Annotated in this window: 14 protein-coding genes; 7 read left to right on the top strand and 7 right to left on the bottom strand. The window is 70.4% G+C overall.

The genetic code is table 11. The features are described 5' to 3' along the window. Positions 1–105: 105 nt before the first annotated feature. Both ACFFBG_RS12125 and ACFFBG_RS12120 read right to left on the bottom strand, forming a co-directional pair. Positions 106–1,152, bottom strand: coding sequence for a diguanylate cyclase (locus ACFFBG_RS12125; RefSeq protein ID WP_375478984.1), 1,047 nt, complete (start codon positions 1,150–1,152; stop codon positions 106–108). Positions 1,153–1,169: 17 nt separating this feature from the next. Then, positions 1,170–2,177, bottom strand: coding sequence for a diguanylate cyclase domain-containing protein (locus ACFFBG_RS12120; RefSeq protein WP_375478982.1), 1,008 nt, complete (start codon positions 2,175–2,177; stop codon positions 1,170–1,172). Positions 2,178–2,330: 153 nt separating this feature from the next. Between ACFFBG_RS12120 and ACFFBG_RS12115 the strand changes: the two genes are divergently transcribed. From ACFFBG_RS12115 to ACFFBG_RS12105, 3 genes are all read left to right on the top strand, one after another. Beyond that, positions 2,331–4,586 carry a putative bifunctional diguanylate cyclase/phosphodiesterase gene (locus ACFFBG_RS12115; protein ID WP_375478980.1) on the top strand — a complete coding sequence of 752 codons (2,256 nt, stop codon included), beginning with the start codon at positions 2,331–2,333 and terminating at the stop codon, positions 4,584–4,586. 4 nt (positions 4,587–4,590) lie between these two features. Next, entirely contained in the window at positions 4,591–5,664 is a 1,074-nt protein-coding gene (locus ACFFBG_RS12110; protein WP_375478978.1) for a GGDEF domain-containing protein, read from the top strand. A gap of 174 nt (positions 5,665–5,838) precedes the next feature. Then, positions 5,839–7,446 (top strand): YbhN family protein, encoded by a 1,608-nt coding sequence (locus tag ACFFBG_RS12105; protein ID WP_375478976.1) that lies wholly within the window; start codon positions 5,839–5,841, stop codon positions 7,444–7,446. Positions 7,447–7,681: 235 nt separating this feature from the next. On the opposite strand, the gene ACFFBG_RS12100 is transcribed toward ACFFBG_RS12105, so the two are convergent. Further along, positions 7,682–8,113 (bottom strand): Hsp20/alpha crystallin family protein, encoded by a 432-nt coding sequence (locus ACFFBG_RS12100; RefSeq protein ID WP_375479237.1) that lies wholly within the window; start codon positions 8,111–8,113, stop codon positions 7,682–7,684. 154 nt (positions 8,114–8,267) lie between these two features. Here ACFFBG_RS12100 and ACFFBG_RS12095 point away from each other — a divergent pair, with 154 nt between their 5' ends. Further along, complete coding sequence (locus ACFFBG_RS12095) at positions 8,268–8,654, top strand: MerR family transcriptional regulator (RefSeq protein WP_375478974.1); 387 nt, start codon at positions 8,268–8,270, stop codon at positions 8,652–8,654. A 77-nt stretch (positions 8,655–8,731) separates the two neighbouring features. Here ACFFBG_RS12095 and ACFFBG_RS12090 read toward each other — a convergent pair whose 3' ends face one another. Beyond that, positions 8,732–10,462, bottom strand: coding sequence for an MFS transporter (locus ACFFBG_RS12090; protein WP_375478972.1), 1,731 nt, complete (start codon positions 10,460–10,462; stop codon positions 8,732–8,734). Between the two features lie 155 nt (positions 10,463–10,617). Further along, positions 10,618–12,168, bottom strand: a complete 1,551-nt coding sequence (locus ACFFBG_RS12085) for a phospholipase D-like domain-containing protein (RefSeq protein ID WP_375478970.1) — start codon at positions 12,166–12,168, stop codon at positions 10,618–10,620. A gap of 155 nt (positions 12,169–12,323) precedes the next feature. On the opposite strand from ACFFBG_RS12085, the gene ACFFBG_RS12080 reads away from it, so the two are divergent. The 3 genes from ACFFBG_RS12080 to ACFFBG_RS12070 all read left to right on the top strand — a co-directional run bounded on the left by ACFFBG_RS12080 (position 12,324) and on the right by ACFFBG_RS12070 (position 14,608). Beyond that, positions 12,324–13,070: a VOC family protein gene (locus ACFFBG_RS12080; protein WP_375478968.1), complete on the top strand. Its 747-nt coding sequence runs from the start codon at positions 12,324–12,326 to the stop codon at positions 13,068–13,070. A gap of 14 nt (positions 13,071–13,084) precedes the next feature. Continuing rightward, positions 13,085–14,335 carry an arginine deiminase gene (locus tag ACFFBG_RS12075; RefSeq protein ID WP_375478966.1) on the top strand — a complete coding sequence of 417 codons (1,251 nt, stop codon included), beginning with the start codon at positions 13,085–13,087 and terminating at the stop codon, positions 14,333–14,335. Positions 14,336–14,437: 102 nt separating this feature from the next. Next, complete coding sequence (locus ACFFBG_RS12070) at positions 14,438–14,608, top strand: hypothetical protein (RefSeq protein WP_375478964.1); 171 nt, start codon at positions 14,438–14,440, stop codon at positions 14,606–14,608. 8 nt (positions 14,609–14,616) lie between these two features. On the opposite strand, the gene ACFFBG_RS12065 is transcribed toward ACFFBG_RS12070, so the two are convergent. After that, complete coding sequence (locus ACFFBG_RS12065) at positions 14,617–16,872, bottom strand: putative bifunctional diguanylate cyclase/phosphodiesterase (RefSeq protein ID WP_375478962.1); 2,256 nt, start codon at positions 16,870–16,872, stop codon at positions 14,617–14,619. A gap of 220 nt (positions 16,873–17,092) precedes the next feature. Further along, on the bottom strand, positions 17,093–18,109 hold the full coding sequence (locus tag ACFFBG_RS12060; RefSeq protein WP_375478960.1) for an aldo/keto reductase family protein: 1,017 nt from the start codon (positions 18,107–18,109) through the stop codon (positions 17,093–17,095). Between the last annotated feature and the right edge of the window lie 6 nt (positions 18,110–18,115).

Here is an 18,115-nt window from a genome sequence, read left to right as displayed (position 1 = left end):
GGCGGGACGACACACCGAGCGGAGTCGAGACGACACACCGAGCGGAGTCGAGATGACGTCGCGCGGACGTCTCACTCCGCGACGCGCCGCGGAGCGACAGGGCGCTCAGGCCGACGCGTGCGCCTCGCGTTGCTCGACCCGCGTCGTGTTGCGCCCGGCGTCCTTCGCCACGCGGAGAGCGGCGTCGGCGGCCTCGAGGGTGGCGGCCGCAGACCGGTCCGGCACATGCGTGGCGACGCCGGCCGAGAACGTCACCGCCGGCTGCAACGTCGCCCAGTGCTCGCGCAGGCGGCTGAGCAGCGTCTGCGCCTGCCCGTGGCTGGCGCCGGTCAGCAGCAGCGCGAACTGCGAGTCGCCGAACCGCGCGCAGTAGTCCTGGCCGCGCAGCGTCGCGCGCAGCACCGACCCGAATTCGCTCAACACCCGGTCGCCGAACGAGTGCCCGAGGGTGTCGTTGATGATCTTGAAATGGTCGAGGTCGCAGGCGACCAGCGTGTCGCCGACGCCCAGCCGGGTCAGCCGGACCTCGAGGTCGCGCCGGTCCGGCACGCCGGTCAGAGGATCGACGACGGCCGAGGACGCCGCCGGCTCCTGGCGCCGGGTTCGCGGGCGGGCCAACAGTTCCGCGACGAGCGTCCAGACCGCCATCGCCAGCACCAACCGAACGACCACCTGGCTGGTGAACCCGCCGTAACCCGCCACCAGCGTGCCCCCGGCGGCCGGTAGCAGCCACAGGCTGGTCCATGGCCGCTGGGTGCTCCCGATGTAGGCGAAGCAGAGCGTCACTATGCCGGTCAGCGGCGCGGTCAGCCCCGGTTGGGCCGCCGAGGCGGCCGACAGCGCGCCGCACACCAGGAAGGGGAAGACGAGCGTCGCGCGTCGCGGCAACCTCGGCCACTCAAGCCGCGCGCTGGTGAGCAACGCCGCCGCCACCAGCGCGCCGATCGTGACCAGCGCGATCCAGCCGCGGCGGTTCGCGTCGAGCAGCGGCGCCGAGGCGAGCAGGATCACGCCGGTCCCGGCCAGCAGCGCGTTTCCGGCGGCCGCCGCCGCGACCGCCTCCGGCGCGTTCGTCGAGCGCTGGCGCGGCAGCACGAGTCGACTGACCACCGCGCGGGCTCGTCCGGCGCCCGCGCGGGCTGCGTCGGTCACTGGCAGGTCACGAATGCTCACGACGCCGCCGCGCGATGTTGCCTCTTGTCCCCGTACATCGCCTCGTCGGCGCGGTGCAGCAACTCGGGCAAGGTCTCGGCCCAGCGGGCCGTCGCCCAGCCGAGGGACGCGCGGACGGACAGGGTGTGGCCGCCGACCTCGAACGGCATGGTGAACTGGCGCCGGATCCGTTGAGCGAGCACCTGCACGCCCGCGTCCCCGGCGCCGTCGGTCAGCACCACGAATTCGTCGCCGCTGAGCCGAGCCAGCATGTCGGTGTTGCGCAGCACGCCGGCGACGCGCTTCGCGACGCTCACGAGCAGCGCGTCGCCGACAGCATGCCCGTACTCGTCGTTGACCGCTTTGAAGCGGTCCAGGTCGAGGAAGAAGACGGTCGGCGCCGGCAGGCCGCGCTCGTGTCGCGCGAGCGCCTGCTGCGCCGCCGACTCGAACATCGCGTGATTCGCGGCGCCGGTCAGGAAGTCCCTCGTCGCCGCGGCGCCGAGCTGGTCGATCTCGCGCTGCAGCGTCAGCAGCAACACCGCCTGACCGGCGATGTCCCGCAGCCGGTCGAGCTGGTCGGCGCTCAGGACGCGCTCGACGGTGTCGAAGACGCAGACCGTCCCGATCACGTGCCCGCTCGGCAACGTCAGGGGCGCGGCGGCGTAGACGCGCACCCGGTCGAGCCGGCCGTCGACGCCCGGGCTGCCGCTCCAGCGCGGGTCCTCGGCGGCGTCCGGGGTGTAGGCGACGTCGGCAGAGCGGATCGCGACAGCGCACATCGAGTCGCTCCGGTGGACCGACACGGGCTCACATCCATGCGCGGCGGCCGACCACGCGCGGTCCTCGTCGATCAGGTTGATCAGCGAACGGGCGGTGCCGCAGATATGCGCCGCAAGTCGAGCGAGCGAGTCGAGCTCGGCACGGCGCGGCCGGTCCAGCACCGCGAGTGCGCGAAGCGCCGCCACTCGGGCCGCGTCGTCGGCCACGCCGTACTCGCGCAGGAAAGCCACAGGCGAAGACATCGGCTCGGAAGTTGGGAATCTGAGGGCGCGCCCGCACTCGGCGCCCCAAGTCGCGCTCAGGTTCGCCGCCGCCCGGCCGATGAGCCGGTGGGAGGTGGGCTGCGAGTGGCCAACATATGGAAAGTCGGCGTGCGGACGCCGAGGTTGCGTCCGATGCGCCCGATCGCCGAGCAGAACGTCTCGCTCGCCGACCTTGCCGACCTTGCCGACCTCGCCGTGCCGGAGACCGTCGGCTCGATCGAGCTGCTCGACCGCGAGTTCTTCGCCGACGACGAGCTTCGCCTGCTGCGGCAGGCCCAGCAGCTCGCCCGGGTCGGCTCGTGGCGCTACGACCTGACCCGCGAGTTGTTCAGCGTCTCGGCGACGACCGCGCGCTTCTTCGGCTTCGCCGTGCCCGAGGGCACGCTCGGTTACTCGACGGTCGAGCCGCTCGCGTTCGAGCGCCAGATCAGCGACGAGGACCTGCAAATGCTGCGCTCGGCCTTCGACGACCTCGTGGCCCGCGGCGGGTCGCGGAACGTCCGGTTCGCCGTCAACTCGGCAGACGGCGAGTCGCGCTGGTTCGACCTGCGCATGCTCGTCGAACAGGGCGCCGACGGCCGCGCGGTGCAGCTGATCGGCACCTGCGCCGACGTCAGCGAGATGCACGAGGCAGAGGTCGAGCTGCGCCGGGCGCACGCCGAGCTCGAGCAGGGGGCGGCTCACCAGCAGGCGGTCATCGCGGCGACTCCGGACGCCATCCACATCTACGACGTCCGCACCGGCGAGCTGAGCCGGGCCAACACGACCGGCCGGCCGCTTGTCGGCTTCACCGAGCCGTCCGTGCGCGTGCTCAGCGGCGTCGACGTCGACGTGCTCGTGCCCGCTGACGACCGCCGCGAGCTGGCGCAGCTGTTTCTCGACGCCTGCCGGCTCCCCGACCTCGCGTTCAGCCAGTCCCGGCACCGCGTGCTGCACGACGGGGAGCCGAGTCGGTGGTTGTCCCGGCGGGTGTCGCCGTTCCTTCGCGACGCCGACGGCCAGGTCGTCAAGCTGCTGGTCCTCAGCCGCGACCTCACCGAGAAGGTCGAGCTCGAGCAGCGGATCGCCCACGCGGCGTTGCACGACGATCTGACCGGGCTGCCGAACCGACGCGTCATGCACGACCGGATCGAGCACGCGCTCCACCGTGCCGCGCGCGGCGGGCACGTCGTGGTCCTGATGTGCGATCTCGACGGCTTCAAGCGGTTCAACGACCTGCACGGCCATCAGCTCGGCGATCAGTTGCTCGCCGCCGTCGCCGAGCGGCTGAACGCCAGCGTCCGGGCCGCCGACACCTTGGCCAGGATGGGCGGCGACGAGTTTGCCGTCGTGCTCGACATCCGCCAGGACGAGCAGCCGGCCGCGCTGGCCGACCAAGTCGCCGAGCGGCTGCTCGACGCGCTCGCCTACCCGATCGAGGTGGGCACGCTCCAGCACTCGGTGTCGCTGAGCATCGGCATCGCCGTGGCCGGCGTCGGCGCCACGCCGGAGGGCTTGCTGCGCGATGCCGACGCGGCGATGTACCACGTGAAGAAGGCGGGCGGCAACGCCCATGCGTTCTTCGAGCCGAGTTTGCGTCGAGACTCCGCCGCCGACGATCGGATCGAGCGCGCCATTCGCCAAGCGCTCGCCCACGACACCCTCGAGGTGCATTACCAGCCGATCGTCGATCCGCGCACCGAGATCGTGCACGGCGTCGAGGCGCTGCTGCGGATTCGGGACGAGGACGGCCGACTCATCAACACCGCCCACGTGATCGAGGTCGCGGAGCGCAGCGGGCTGATCGGGCCCATCGACGAACGAGTGCTGTATATCGCGTGCGCGCAGGTCGCCCAATGGCGCCGGGAGCCCGCCCTCGCCCACCTTGAGCTGAAGGTCAACCGCAGCGCTCGCGACATCGCCAGGCCTGGCTTTGACGGGCGGGTGAGCGCGGCGCTGGAGCGCGGCGAGCTGGACCCGTCGGCGCTGACGCTGGAGCTCACCGAGACGGTGCTGCTCGAGGTCGCGCCCGCGAACCTGGCCGAGCTCAACCAGTTGAAGGCCGTCGGCGTCGGCCTGGCGATCGACGATTTCGGCACCGGCTACGCCTCGCTGCGCTACCTCGCCGAGCTGCCGGTCGACTGCCTCAAGATCGATCGCTCGTTCATCAGCGAGCTGCCGGACGACCCGAAATCGGTCACCCTCGTTCGGACCACGATCAGCCTTGCCGAGCAGCTTGGGCTCAGTTGCGTCGTCGAGGGCGTTGAGACCACCCGCCAGCTGGCGGCGTTGCCGGACTATTCGCGACTGTTGGTCCAGGGTTATCTTTACGCGGCGCCGCAGCCGCCGACCAACCCGCCGCCACCCCGAATCAGCCTCGCCGAACGTCCGACGTCGTCAGCGGTGTGACGCCATGGCCGTGATCGACAATTTCCAGCCGCGCCACGAATCGGTGGCCAAGTGGACGCTGCTCGTGCTGACCGTGGTCGCCGCAGGCGTGACCGCGGGCTTCGCGCTTGCCCTGCCGACCGCCACCATGCGCGCGCAGACCGGGACGACCGTGGCGGCGTGCTTGGCGATCGTCGTTTTGGCCGGGTGCCTGTTCGCGGCCCGGACGCCGCCGCGAGCCGCGTGGGCCGCCTATCCGTTCGCCGCGGTCGCCTTGATCGCGATGCTCGACATCTCCACCGCGGACGCGAGCGTCACGGGCCAGATCTTCTTCTTCTTGCCCGTGCTCTACGCCGCCGCGCAGCTGCGCCGGGCGGCCGCGGCCATGGTGTGCGCAGCCGCGGTGCTCGCCGAGCTGGTGGTGACGCTGACGCTGCTGCCGCTTCACGTCGCCGTGGCCGATGCCGGGTTCGTCGCCGCGATGCTGTGTTCCACCGCAGCCCTGCTCGTGCACAACGCCGAGCGGAACGACGCGCTGATCGAACAGCTCCGCATACAGGCCGCCATCGATCCGCTGACCGGCCTGCACACCCGCAGGGTGCTCGACCACGCCGCGGAGAACGCGTTCGCCGAGGTCGACCACGCTGGCGGCACGGCCCTGCTCCTGATCGACCTCGACCGGTTCAAGCAGGTGAACGACGTGCACGGCCACCCGGCCGGCGACCGGGTGCTGCAAGAGCTCGCCGGGATCCTCCGCGCGGCCGGGCGGCGAACAGACATCGTCAGCCGAATGGGTGGCGACGAGTTCGCTGTGCTGCTTGCGGCGTGCACCGTGCCGGCGGCCTTCGACCGCGCGAGTCAGATCCTTCGCGCGGTGCGCGAGCACGTGTTCGACGTCGGGCCGTGGACGGCGCAGCCGAACCCGGACGCGCCCGCGCAGCTGCGGTTGTCCGTCTCGATCGGCCTCGCGCATCTCCCCACGCACGCGCAAGATCTGCTCAGCCTCTACCGCGTGGCCGACATGTCGCTGTACGAGGCCAAACGCAACGGTCGCGACCAGCTCGGCGGCCGCCCGACGCCCGAACGCGTCACCGGGTGAACGGCATGCGGCCCGCAGCGGCGCCCGCTCCGGGCCGCATGCCGCGTCCCTTGTCGAGGCCCACTTCAGGGTCGCGCTGACTCGGCGAACTCACAGCCAGTCGGAGGAATGCATCGGAGGGTCCCTCCGTTTGGCCGGTATGCGGGTCAACCACGCCGACCGGTCAAGCGCGTCGTGACGACGTTCGAGGCGGCGGTGGAGACGGGTCTCGCGGCGTCGAAGGTCCGCGAACGGGCGCCGCTGTGGCGCCGGCCGGGGGTGCGCCGGGCCGCGGTCGTCCTGATGGTCGCCGCCTTCGCCGTCGAAGCCGTGGTCGCCGCCCCTTACCTCGCGCGTGGGGCGGCGGCGCTGGGCCTCGCAGAACTGCCCTGGCTGGCCGTCGCGATCGGCGCCGAACTGCTGTCGATGCGCGCTTTCGCTCGCATGCGTCGCCGGTTGCTGGCCGCCGGCGGCCTCCGACTGCCGATGCACCGGGTCGAGGCGTTGACGTACGCGGCCACCGCCGTCGGCGCGACGTTTCCCGGCGGCTCTGCGGTGTCGTCGGGCTATCTCTATCGGCGGCTGCGCGCATGGGGCGCGACGGCGCCGACGGCCGGCTTCACGGTGCTCGCGTCGGCCGCGCTGAGCACCTGCGCGTTCGCGATCCTCGGGGTGTTCAGCGCGGTCGCCGCCGGCCAGGGGCTGATCGGCAGCGCCGCCGTGCTGGGCGTGCTGGCAATCGTGACCGTGGTGGCGACCCTCGTCGCTCGCCGCTCCTGCGCCGGGCGCCAACTGCTCGAACTGGCAGCGCCGGCGCTGCGGGTCGTCAACAGGGCCCGGCGCCGCGCGCCAGACGCGGGCCTGGCCGCGGTTCAGCGGCTGGCTGGCGAGCTGAGCGCCATCCGGCTGCGCCGACGCGACTGGGGGATCAGCCTCTACCTCGCGTCCCTCAACTGGCTCGCGGACCTCGTCTGCCTCGTCGCGTGCTGCCAGGCGGTCGGCGTGCGGCACTCCTCGGTGGCGTTGTTGATGCTTGCCTACGTCGCCGGCATGAGCTTGTCGAGCGTGAGCTTCTCGCCGGGCGGCCTGGGCATCGTCGACGCCGCGATGATCTTCGCGCTCACCCAGGGCGGTGAGCGGGTGGTGTTCGCAACCGCGGGGGTGCTGCTCTACCGGCTCGTCAGCTTCGGCCTCGTGGTGTCGCTAGGTTGGCTCATCTGGTTGACCGGCCGGCTCGCCGTTCGGGCCCGGCGCGGCCAGCTGAAGCCTGAATCGACGTCGTCGGCGTCGTTGGGATCAGCCGGTGGACTGGAGCCGGCCGGCGCGGATCGGCGCCAAGCGCTCACGCGAGCGCATCGGGGACGACGCGCAGAAAGTCTCGGCGAGTTCGGCGAGTCTGGCGAGATCGGCGGCACGCTGTTGCTTGGCGATGAAGGAGAAGTCGGTGACGTCGTGGGCGACCGGACTGGCGTGCACCGGGTGGACGGTGTGCTCCGTCGCCGGGGGGGTCGCCGGGGGGGTCGCCGGGGACGCCGACTTGGGGGTCGCCGGGGGTGTCGGCCGCGCGGCGGGCGGGGTGCGCAGCGCGGGCGGCAGGAGGTGAGCCGTAAGTTGGGCGACGAGGGCGACGTCCGCCTCGTCGGCGCAGACGACCGCGCCGGAGTCGAGATCTCGGTAGCCCGCGTCGGTGGAGCCGAAAGCGACGTAGGCGCGGTGATTGCCGGCCAGGCGCGAGCGCTGGACGACGATGCTGACAGCGCGGTTTCTGCTGTCGGAGAACTGCGGCACGTGGTCACCTCGTAGAGTGCGACCCCCGCAGGTCACGCCGTCTGGCGCGGTTCAAGCCTAGCATGATGTGTGATCCGCGTGAGGTCCCTGTGGGGGTGATCTGCGCGGCATGGTTCGTGGTCCCGGCCGCCGATGCGGCCGGGACCACGAGCGAGGCGGGCTGTCCGCCCGTCCTTCCGAGATGGGCGCTCGTGCGGCGGCGGACCTGGCCATAGCGGGCGATGAAGGCGTCGAACTCAGCCCGCACCGATCAGGCATTGATTGAATGCCGGTCCTCACCCTTGCTGGTGACAGAGATCTTGCGAGGCTTGGCCTTCTCTGCGACCGGAATCTCCAGAGTGAGCACGCCAGTGTCGTAGCTGGCGGCGATGCGCTCGGTGTCAAGGTTGTCGCCGAGGATCAGCTGTCGACTGAACACCCCACGCGGACGCTCGGCGGCGATCAACTCCGCATCGCTGGCCCGCGGCAGTCGTTCTGCCTTGACGGTGACCACGTTGCGTTCGACGTCGAGGTCGATCGAGTCCGGGTTGACGCCGGGAAGGTCGAACTCGACGTGGAGGGTGTCGCCGTCGCGCCAGGCGTCCATCGGCATCACTGATGGGCGGGCAAGGGTGCCATTGGTGCCGAAGGCTTGTTGGCTGAGTCGGTCCAGTTCACGGAACGGGTCGGTGCGCATAAGCATCGTTTCCACCTCCATAGTGTTGTCTCCTGATGCTCTCTGGGGCCATGGACCGCCGGGCGATCTATGGTGTGCGCTATAGATTTGTTGTAGCACTCGTGGCATGCTGATGCAAGAGTCAAGTCGGAAAGAAATTTGCGGAGGAAGGGTGTGCTTGATGCGGCTGCCCGGACCCGACGGCGATCGGGGCGTGTATGGCATCTCGGTCGCGGCGGAACTGGTCGGCATCGGGGTGCAGAACCTGCGCCTGTACGAGGCCCGCGGGCTGCTGCAACCCGAGCGAACCGAGGGCGGGACGCGGCGTTACAGCCCCAACGACCTCGAACGTTTGCGCCACATCAGCGACCTGCTCGAAGCCGGACTGAACTTGGCGGGCATCGCCATGGTGCTCGACCTCGAAACCCAGAACACCCAGCTACGGGCAGACCGAGACCAGCAGCAACGGCCGAACACCGCATCGAACCCCCCGGCCAGCTCCCGGGGGCTGGCCCCGATGCCAGGGCCACCGATGCCAGGGCCACCGATGCCAGGGCCGCCGACATGACCGCTGTGCGGCCGCGCCGGCGCAGCGTCGGGAGAAGCTGCTGATTCGCGCGCGCTGCGCCAGCCGGTGCCGCGGCCTCAGTGCTCGGCGTTCACCAAGTCCTTGCTCCGGATGGTGGCCAGCGCAACGACGCCGGCACCGAAGGCGATGAAGGCGGCGACCAGCAGGATCAGGTTAAGTCCTGCCGCGAACGAGCCGGTGGCGATCTGCTCGATGGAGTGGCGGGCCGCCGCCGGCGCCTTCGCGAGCACTTTGCCGATGGCGCCCGACCGGACGGCGGTGGCCAGCTCCGAGCCACGGCCCTTCAGCTGCGGATCGCCGGACACCCGGCTCAGCACCTCGCTGGTGACCCGGTTCGAGAACAGCGTGCCGAGCAGGGCGATGCCGGTGGCGATGCCGACCTGGCGGAACGTCGAGTTGATGCCGGACGCCATGCCCGCCCGCTGCGGCTCGACCACGCCGACGGCCGTCGAGGCGAGCGGCGGGTTGACCAGCCCCACACCGGCGCCGATGACGACCAGGCCGGGAATGAGATGCGTCCAGACCGTGCCCACGTCCAACCCGCGCATCAGCAGCAGACCGACGCCGACGACGAGCAGCCCGGGGCCGATGAGGAACCGGATCGGGACGTGCGACGTGAGCCGCCCGGCGACGGCCGAGGTGATCAGGATGCCGCCGGACATCACGAGCAGCCGCAGGCCGGTGTTAAGGGCGTCGAAGCCGAGGACGTTCTGAAGGTAGAGCACGAAGTAGACGAGCAGCGCGAACGCCGAGGCGGACATTCCGAACGCGGCGACCGCGCCCCCGGTGAACGTCGGCTTGCGGAACAGCGAGAAGTCGAACATCGGCTCGGACTTGCCGATCTCGATGACGACGAAGGCGACCAACAGCACGCCGGCGGCGATCAACGCGGCCAGCACGCGAGTGTCGCTGAAGGAGCGCTCGCTGGACTCGATGAGCCCGTACACCAGCGCGGCGAGCGCGACGCTGAAGACCGCGAAGCCGAGCCAGTCCGGCCGCCGCGCTTTCGGCGCGCGCGATTCGGCGACGCGCAGCAGCACGATGATCACTGCCGCGATGCCGACCGGCAGATTGACGAAGAAGATCCACCGCCAGGACAGCCCGGTGGTGAGGGCGCCGCCCAGCAGCGGGCCGATCGCCGTCGCCAAGCCGGTGACCCCGCCCCAGATGCCGAACGCGACCCCGCGGTCCTTGCCGCGGAACGCGTCGGCGAGCAGGGCCAGCGAGACCGCGAACATGATCGCGCCGCCGACCCCCTGCAGGCCGCGCGACAGCTGCAGCATCAGCGTCGTCTGGGCGGCGCCGCAGAGCAGCGAGGCGACAGTAAAGACCGTCAGGCCGATGACGTAGAGCTTCCGGCGGCCGAAGTTGTCGGCGAGGCTGCCCGCGGTCAACAGCAGGGCGGCGAGCGTCAGGGCATAGGCGTCGACCACCCACTGCAGGTCGGAGAAGCTGGACTTCAGCGCGCTCTGGATGTCCGGCAGCGCGACGTTCACGATCGTGACGTCGAGCAGCAGCATGAACGTGCCCAGGCAGACGCCGACCAGCGTCCACCACTTGTGCTGGGCCGGGCCGCTCTGCTTGCGCGCTGCCGCTGGTTCTGCGGCGGCTTCTTCGGGGGCTGGGGCGGCCGCGTGCTCCCGATCGATCAGCTCGGTGACCGCGATGGCGCCGGGGGACTCTTCGTGGCGACCGTCGCCGTGCTCGGGCACGCCGGCTTCGGCGCGCGCGAGAGGCGCCGCTGCCGAGTCCTGGGCGTGGTGGGCGGGTTGGCTCTGCTCGGTCACGACGGCTCTTCCTGCTCGAATTGTTGGCGTGTCAACCTAGGCTGTGGATGGCGTACCCCGTCGTGCGCGCGGGTTAGCTCTCGGGTGTGCCCAGCCACCTGGGTCACCTCGGTCACCTGGGCTCGCTGCGCCACGTGGGCGAACCTGCGCGGCGTTCAGGCGTCGACACGGCGCACGACGCTTTCTCGCGGCGCGAAACCGGCCGGCTCGCCGGCCGAACGCCAGGTGGTCGTGGCGGCGCCGGGCACCAGCCAGTCTGCGTTCCAGATGCCGAGCGCCTGGTCGAGGTCGGCGAGCGACTCTCGCAACTCGTCGGTGAGCGGCGTGCGCAGATGCTCGGCCCACAGCGCCACGCGCAGGTCGCGCACGAGCGAGGTGCTCGTCTGCACCGCCGTGCTGAGCTCGCGATCGACGCCGCCCATCGATCGGCTGAACATGTTCGCCGAGCCGACGCAGGCGAACGCGTCGTCGACGAGCACGAGCTTGGCGTGCACGGTCGCGTGCTCGATCCGGGCCACCACGAAGTTCGGCCGCTCGCGCGGCGAGAGCCGGTCGAAGATCTTGTCGCGGAGGTCGCGGTTGAGCCGGCGGTTGATCGGCCATGGGTGGTAGCCGGCGTCGTCCGGGTCGCGGATGCCGGAGCCGACCAGGATCACCCGCACGCCGCGTCGCAGCGCTGCAAGGAGAGCCGGATACAGCTCGAACTGCGGGCGGCCGCCGAGCTCCTCGCCGAGGTACTGGTCCTCGAGGTAGATGTAGCGCTGCGCGGCGGCGAACGCGGTGGTCAGCGTGTGGAAGACGTCCTGGACGCCGCGCGGCCGATCCTCGGTCTGGTAGTCCCACTCGAGCGTGCGGCCGGGCAGCAGCGACTCGAACTTGTGCGCCGGCATCGAGCGCAGCACCCGCACCGAGACGCCCGGCTGCTCGACCGGCGGTTGCCTGGAGACCAGGCGCCCGGCGGGCGTGCTATCGGCCGGCCTCGCGATGTCGCCGGGGTTGAGCGGCTCAACCACCGGCAGCCGGCGCAGCCACTTTTTGCGCGGCAGCGTCGACGCCTCCTTCCACCGGCTGTTCAGCTCCTGCCACACCTCGACCGCCGCTCGGCCGCGCAGCCGCACCGCGGCGTCGTGCCAGCCCCAGCGGTTGCCCTTGAGCCGCAGGGTGTCGTGCGACGCGTTGTCGAGCCGCTCCATCTCGAGATCGATGCCGCCGACGTAGGCGGTCAACACACCGCCGCGGACCACGACCACCACCTTCTGATGATTCGAGCCGAGCAGCGCGCCGGAGAAATCGAGCAGCACGCAGCCGGCCAGCGGCGGCGTGGCCGCGCCCTCCAGCGTCCATGCCCGCAGCCGCCGGGCCCGCTGCGCGTTCGTGCGGAAGCCGCCGAGCGCGTCCGACGGGATAGAGGACGCCCACACCCGGCCGGCGATCAGCACCCGGATCGTGGCGCCCGCCGCGGCGGCCTCGGCCAAGCGGCCGCCGAGCGGGGCAAAGTCGGGGTCGCCGGGCGCGCGGCCGCACAGGTCGAGATCGGGATCGACGGTCAGCCCGGCCACCAGCACGGCGTCGCCCTCGCCGAGGCCGTGCAGCTGCTCGTCCAACTCGGCGAAGTACCGCGCGCCATCGACAAGCGGATGCCACTCGGTGTCCTCGACGAAGGTGGGGCAGTCGGCGGTTGCCGCGGGGAAGTAGTCGACTGCCACAAACACAGTCAACCGCGCCGGTCCGACAACGTCGGCACGCGGGGGATCGCCGGCCGCTCGCCGCGCGGGGCCGCCGCCGGCGCCCGGGCGCGCGCGGCGGTCCGTCGGGTGCGGGCGGGTGCGGGCGAGTGCGGGTGGCGGGGTACGAAGCAGGCATGCCCGCTGCAGCCCTGGACGTCCGCTGGATCAGCCTGTGCGCCGACGTGCCCGCCCCGTTCTTCGACCGCGACCTGGAGTTCTGGTCGCAGGTGAGCGGCTGGCCCGCCGGCGACCCCGCCGGCGACCGGGCGCCATCCACGCCGGTGCAGCCGATCGAGGGCACAACGTACCTGCGGTTGCAGCGAACCGACGACGACGCCGGCGGCTGGCACCTCGACCTCTCGGTGCCGGATCTCGAGGTGGCGACCGCCGGGGCCGCTGAACGCGGGGCCGCTGTGGTGCGCGCGACGAGCGGGCTGGTGACGATGACGACGCCGGCCGGACAGCCATTCTGCCTGACGGCGAGTGCCGGCTCGCCGACCCGGCCGGCGGCCACGCGGTGGCCCGGCGGGCAGCGGTCGCTGGTCGACCAGGTCTGCCTCGACCTGCCGGCGGCGGACTACGACCGGGACGCGGACTTCTGGGCCGAGGTCGCCGGCTGGCCGCGCACCGACGCCAAACTGCCGGAATTCGAGCGGCTCCGAGTGCCCGACCAGCTGCCGGTCAAGGTGCTGCTGCAACGACTCGGCCCGGACGACGCTCATGTGCGCGCGCACGCCGACCTCGCCTGCGACGATCGCGCGACAGAGGTCGAGCGGCATGTCGGCCTCGGCGCGAGCGTGGCGGGCGACTTCGCGCACTGGACGTCGATGCGCGACCCGGCTGGCTTGAGCTACTGCATCACCGATCGGCAGCCCCAGTAGGCTGCCGACCCACAATGCCGACCACCCCGACCGACACGTTGCAGCCGCGGGTCGACTCCGAGATCGGTCCGCTTCGCCACGTCATCACCCACCGGCCCGGACGCGAGCTCGACCGGCTGACGCCGAGCAACATCCACGACTTGCTGTTCGACGACGTGCCGTGGGCCTCCCGCGCTCGCGACGAGCACGACCACTTCGTCGAGGTGTTGCGCAGCCGCGGCGCCGTCGTCTACCGCTTCGCCGAGCTGCTGGCCGGCGCGCTGGACACGCCGGACGGGCGGCAGTTCGTGATCGAGCGGACGTGCACCCCCGAGCGGTTCGGCGAGCAGCTGGCTCGCGCGGTGCGGGTGTTCCTCGACGATGTCGACGCGCAGACGCTGGCCGGGCTGCTGATCGGCGGGGTGTTGAAGTCCGACCTCGGCCCGATGCCGTCCACCGGACTGCGGTGGCAGGCGCTGGCGGACGACGACCTCGTGCTGCCGCCGCTGCCGAACACCCTGTTCCAGCGGGACAACGCCGCTTGGATCGCAAACGGGGTGACCGTCAACCCGATGGCGAAACTCGCCCGGGTGCGCGAGTCCATCCACACCCGCGCGGTCTACCGGTATCACCCGCTGTTCCGCGGCGCGTCTTTCAGCTGGTACTGGGGCGACGACGACCGCGACCACCGGCCGGCAACCCTTGAGGGCGGCGACCTGCTCGTGCTGGCGCCAGGCGTCGTGTTGATCGGGATGGGCGAGCGGACCACGCCGAGCGCGGTCGAGCTGCTTGCGCGTCGGCTGTTCGGGGCCGGCAGCGCAGAGGTCGTGCTCGCCGTCGACATCCCGCGGACCCGGGCGATGATGCACCTCGACACGGTGCTGACCATGGTCGACTGGGCCACCTTCGTCGCCTACCCGAACCTCGACCTCGAGACGATGCGGGCCTGGCGGATCACGCCGGGCGCGGACGAAGCCGAGCCCGTGCACGTCGAGCCGGCCGGGACGCTGCCGATCGCGTTGGCCTCGGCGCTGCAGGTCGATCGCGTCACAATCCTGCGCGCCGGGGATGACGCGCGCGCCGCCGAGCGCGAGCAGTGGAGCGACGGCAACAACTACTTCGCGCTGGAACCGGGCGTCGTGGTGGGCTACGACCGCAACGTCGTCACCAACGCGTTGCTCGAGGCGCACGGCATCGAGGTGCTTGCGGTCTCCGGTGGCGAACTCGGCCGCGGCCGCGGCGGCGCCAGATGCATGACCTGTCCCGTCGTGCGCGACCCGATCTGACCGGCGCCCAGCGCGCCGGCCCAGCCTTGGCCGCGGCGCGGCGTGACGCGCCGGGAAGTCGGCCGCTGCGGGGCCAAGACGCAGTTTGGGTACAGGTGTGGCATGAGCGAAGACCCGCGAGTCGACGAGCGCGCCCGCCTGCTTCCGGAAGAGGCCGCCGTCGGGAGTGACGATCCGCAAGCGCAGGCCGAGGTGATTCTCGCCGACTCCGACGAGCGCACCGAACACCCCGAGACCGGCGCCGAGGAGTCGACCCAGGTGGCCGACCGCTGACCGTCCGGTCAGGGGCGCTGCGCCGAGCCGCTCGATCGGAGCGGATCGAAGATCTTGGTTTCGAGTGCCTCCGCTTCAAGCGGGTGGGCGAGTAGGAAACCTTGGATCTCATCGACGTGCTGCGTGCGCAGGTAGTCCATTTGCGCTGGTGTCTCCACTCCTTCGGCGAGGGTCTTGAGGCCCAGGGCCTTGCCGAGTTGGACAAGAGCACGCACGAGCGACTCCGCTTCGATCGAGTCGAACATCGAGTCGGTGAAGCTGCGGTCGATCTTGAGACAGTCGACGGGGAACTTCTGGAGATAGGCGAGGCTGGAGTATCCCGTCCCGAAGTCATCGACGGCGACGTGCACGCCGAGACACTTCAGTTCGCGGAGGCGGGCTGCAGTGGCGTCGACGTTGCGCATCAGGGCAGTCTCGGTCACTTCGAGAGTGAGCGCGCTCGGGTCGAGTCCGCTTGCCTCGAGGGCCTCGCGGACATGGGCGACGACGACCTGGCGGTCCAGCTGACGTGCGGAGACGTTCACCGAGACTGACAGATTGCTGCCGCGTGCTCGCCATTGCGCCATCTGCTGACATGCCTCGTGCAGCACCCAGCGTCCGACGTCGATGATCTGGCCGCTCGATTCGAGCAGCGGAATGAATTCGTCGGGCTGAATTCGTCCCCTGGTCGGATGATCCCAACGAAGCAGCGCCTCCGCGCCGACAACGGAGAGGTCGTCGAGGTTGTAGATCGGCTGGTAGGCGAGCTGGAATTGGCCGCCCTCCAACGCCGAGCGCAGATCGAATTCGAGTTCGTCGTGACGCTGAACTTCAGTGTCCATCTCCGGCCGAAACACCTCGTAGCAATTCTTGCCGGCGGCCTTGGCTTGGTACAGCGCCACGTCGGCCTCGTGCAACAGCTGCTCCGGAGTGTCCCGATGCCCGAGCGCTATCCCGACGCTGGCGGTGATCAGCACGGGATGCGCAGCGCCATCGAGGTCGAACGGCTGACGGAAGACGTCCAGCAGGCGCTCGGCGACCGTCTCCGGCGCACCGGTCACCGAGACGTCGTCGAGCAGGATCACGAACTCGTCGCCGCCCATCCGGCCTATCGTGTCCGCCTCGCGCAGGCCGGTGGTCATTCGGGCTGCGGCCGCCTCCAGCAGTTTGTCGCCGACGCCGTGGCCCAAGGTGTCGTTGATTTTCTTGAAGCCGTCGAGATCCACATACAGCACCGCGCCCACGATGTCGGAGCGCAGATTGCGCGCCAGCAGATGCTCGATCCGGTCCATGATCAACGCACGGTTGGGCAATCCCGTCAGCGCGTCATGCAGAGCCTGATGACGCAGCTCGTCGGTCTTGGCGCTCACCAGCGCCAACGCTCGCCGCCGTCCGGTGGCCAAGACGAACATCAGCACGGCCAAGACGACGCTGAGCAGGATCCCGCCGATCAGGACGACCAGCGCGGTGCGGCTGGCGGAAACCCCGACTGCGGGGTTGGCCCCGTAGGTGCGCACCGTCCACCCGTTGTGCAGGTCGGTGGTGCTGCTTCGCGCGCTAGGGGGGACCGTGCCGCTGCGGAAGTCGGCGTGGGAGGCGCCTGACGCGTAGGTGAACCGCACCGCGAGGTTCGGATGGGCCGCCAGCGCCCGCGCCAAGACCACCTTCGGCACGACCTCGGTGCCGACCCACGATAGGAACGCCGCACGGCGGCCGGCCACTGTCGAGGGCGTGACTCCGCCTCGATACACCGGGGTGCGCACCGCGAGAAACGTCGAGGCCCCAAACCCGAAGGGTATGTAGTCTGGACGCCCGGTGTCCACGCTCGCCAGGCTCAAAGCGGTCGAATTTCCGGCGCAGACGTCAAATCCGGGCGCGCTCGCCACTAGACCCGGGCGGGCAAAGACGACCCTGGTGAAGCAATAGAAGGGCCTAACGCCAGCCGGAATGACGCGAAATGACCCGTTCGGCGCTGTCGCGGCGGCGTACGCAGCCAACTTGGCCCGGGGAACGACGACGACCTGTCCCAACCCGAGCAATTCTGGATACCGTCGGAAGGCCTGTACCGCGGTTTGCCAGCCGGCCAAATCGGCTTCGGTGGGCTCAGGGTTGTCGGCAATGAATGCGGACGCGGCGTAGATGAGGTCTTCTTCATGCTGGATCGCCAACTGCAACGTCGAGGCAACCTGCGCCGATGCGGTCCTGAACGTCACTCGCGCGTCGTCGGTTTGCCGGTCGGCGATCGCTCTCGCGGCCAACACCGCACCAGCGCTGCCAATCATCATCACGGAGACAGCAACGGCGATGCAGAGCCGCAACGCTGAGTGGGGTTGCCGGACCGACGTCCCACCAGCAGTGGCCCGGGTCGCAGAATGAAACATGAGGCCTCCGTCAGGTCGCGCACGGTGGCTCAGCTTCCCCCGAGGGCCAGGCCCATCGACGTGATCCTACCTCAGCTGGCTATTTCCTAACACATATATAACATAACCAGGCGTCCGGGCGAGATCAGACCGGACGGTTCTTCGGCGTTGAGCGGGCGACGAGTGCCGGGTCGCGGGAGACCACGTCGCCAAGCGCCTTATCGATCAGCGCGAGCGCGTCGGGCGGAATCGTCACGCCCGCCGCCTGCACGTTCTCCGCCACCTGCTCCGGCCGGGACGCCCCGATCAGGGCCGCGGCCACGTTGTCGTTCTGCAACACCCAGGCCACCGCCAGCTGCGCCATCGACAGGCCGAGATCGGCCGCAATCGGCGCCAGCTGCTGCACCCGGCCGAGCACGTCGTCGTTCAGCCAGCGGCTGATCATGTTCGCGCCGCCCTTGTCGTCGGTCGCGCGCGAGCCGGGCGGCAACTCGGCGCCCGGCTTGTACTTGCCGGAGAGGACGCCCTGCGCGATGGGCGACCACACGATCTGGCTGATGCCGAGCTCTGCGCAGGTCGGCACGACCTCGTCCTCGATGATCCGCCAGAGCATCGAGTACTGCGGCTGGCTGGAGACCAATGAGACCCCGAGGTCGACGGCCAGCGCGTGGCCGGCGCGGATCTGTTTCGGGGTCCACTCGCTGACGCCGATGTAGAGCGCCTTGCCGGCTCGCACGACGTCGGCGAACGCCTGCATCGTCTCCTCGAGCGGGGTGAACGAGTCGTAGCGGTGCGCCTGGTAGAGGTCGACGTGATTCATCTGCAGCCGCCGCAGCGAGCCGTCGATGCCCTCGAGGATGTGCTTGCGCGACAGGCCGGTGTCGTTTTTGCCTTTGGGGTCGGGCCCGACCGGCCAGTAGACCTTTGTGAAGATCTCCAGCGACTCGCGCCGCTCGCCCTTCAGCGCGGCGCCGAGAACCTCTTCGGCCTTGCCGTTGGCGTAGACGTCGGCGGTGTCGAACGTCGTGATGCCATTGTCGAGAGCGGCGCGCACGCATTGGGTCGCGACGTCGTTCTCGACCTGCGAGCCGTGCGTCAGCCAGTTGCCGTAGGTGATCTCCGAGATCTGCAGGCCGCTGTTGCCGAGGTGGCGAAATTCCATGGCTCC

Origin of the sequence: uncultured Jatrophihabitans sp. (genome assembly GCF_964251945.1) — a bacterium.
Lineage (GTDB): Bacteria > Actinomycetota > Actinomycetes > Mycobacteriales > Jatrophihabitantaceae > Jatrophihabitans.
The sequence above is the reverse complement of the archived record's forward strand: the minus strand, read 5'-3'. Positions and strand labels throughout refer to the sequence as shown.

Bases quoted from the DNA above. Each gene is read 5' to 3' on its own strand.
- ACFFBG_RS12075 (WP_375478966.1), top strand. From the start codon at position 13,085: ATGCCGACCACCCCGACCGACACGTTGCAGCCGCGGGTCGACTCCGAG.
- ACFFBG_RS12115 (WP_375478980.1), top strand. From the start codon at position 2,331: ATGCGCCCGATCGCCGAGCAGAACGTCTCGCTCGCCGACCTTGCCGAC.
- ACFFBG_RS12065 (WP_375478962.1), bottom strand. From the start codon at position 16,872: ATGATGATTGGCAGCGCTGGTGCGGTGTTGGCCGCGAGAGCGATCGCC.
- ACFFBG_RS12120 (WP_375478982.1), bottom strand. From the start codon at position 2,177: ATGTCTTCGCCTGTGGCTTTCCTGCGCGAGTACGGCGTGGCCGACGAC.
- ACFFBG_RS12080 (WP_375478968.1), top strand. From the start codon at position 12,324: ATGCCCGCTGCAGCCCTGGACGTCCGCTGGATCAGCCTGTGCGCCGAC.
- ACFFBG_RS12060 (WP_375478960.1), bottom strand. From the start codon at position 18,109: ATGGAATTTCGCCACCTCGGCAACAGCGGCCTGCAGATCTCGGAGATC.
- ACFFBG_RS12110 (WP_375478978.1), top strand. From the start codon at position 4,591: ATGGCCGTGATCGACAATTTCCAGCCGCGCCACGAATCGGTGGCCAAG.
- ACFFBG_RS12070 (WP_375478964.1), top strand. From the start codon at position 14,438: ATGAGCGAAGACCCGCGAGTCGACGAGCGCGCCCGCCTGCTTCCGGAA.
- ACFFBG_RS12095 (WP_375478974.1), top strand. From the start codon at position 8,268: ATGCGGCTGCCCGGACCCGACGGCGATCGGGGCGTGTATGGCATCTCG.
- ACFFBG_RS12100 (WP_375479237.1), bottom strand. From the start codon at position 8,113: ATGCTTATGCGCACCGACCCGTTCCGTGAACTGGACCGACTCAGCCAA.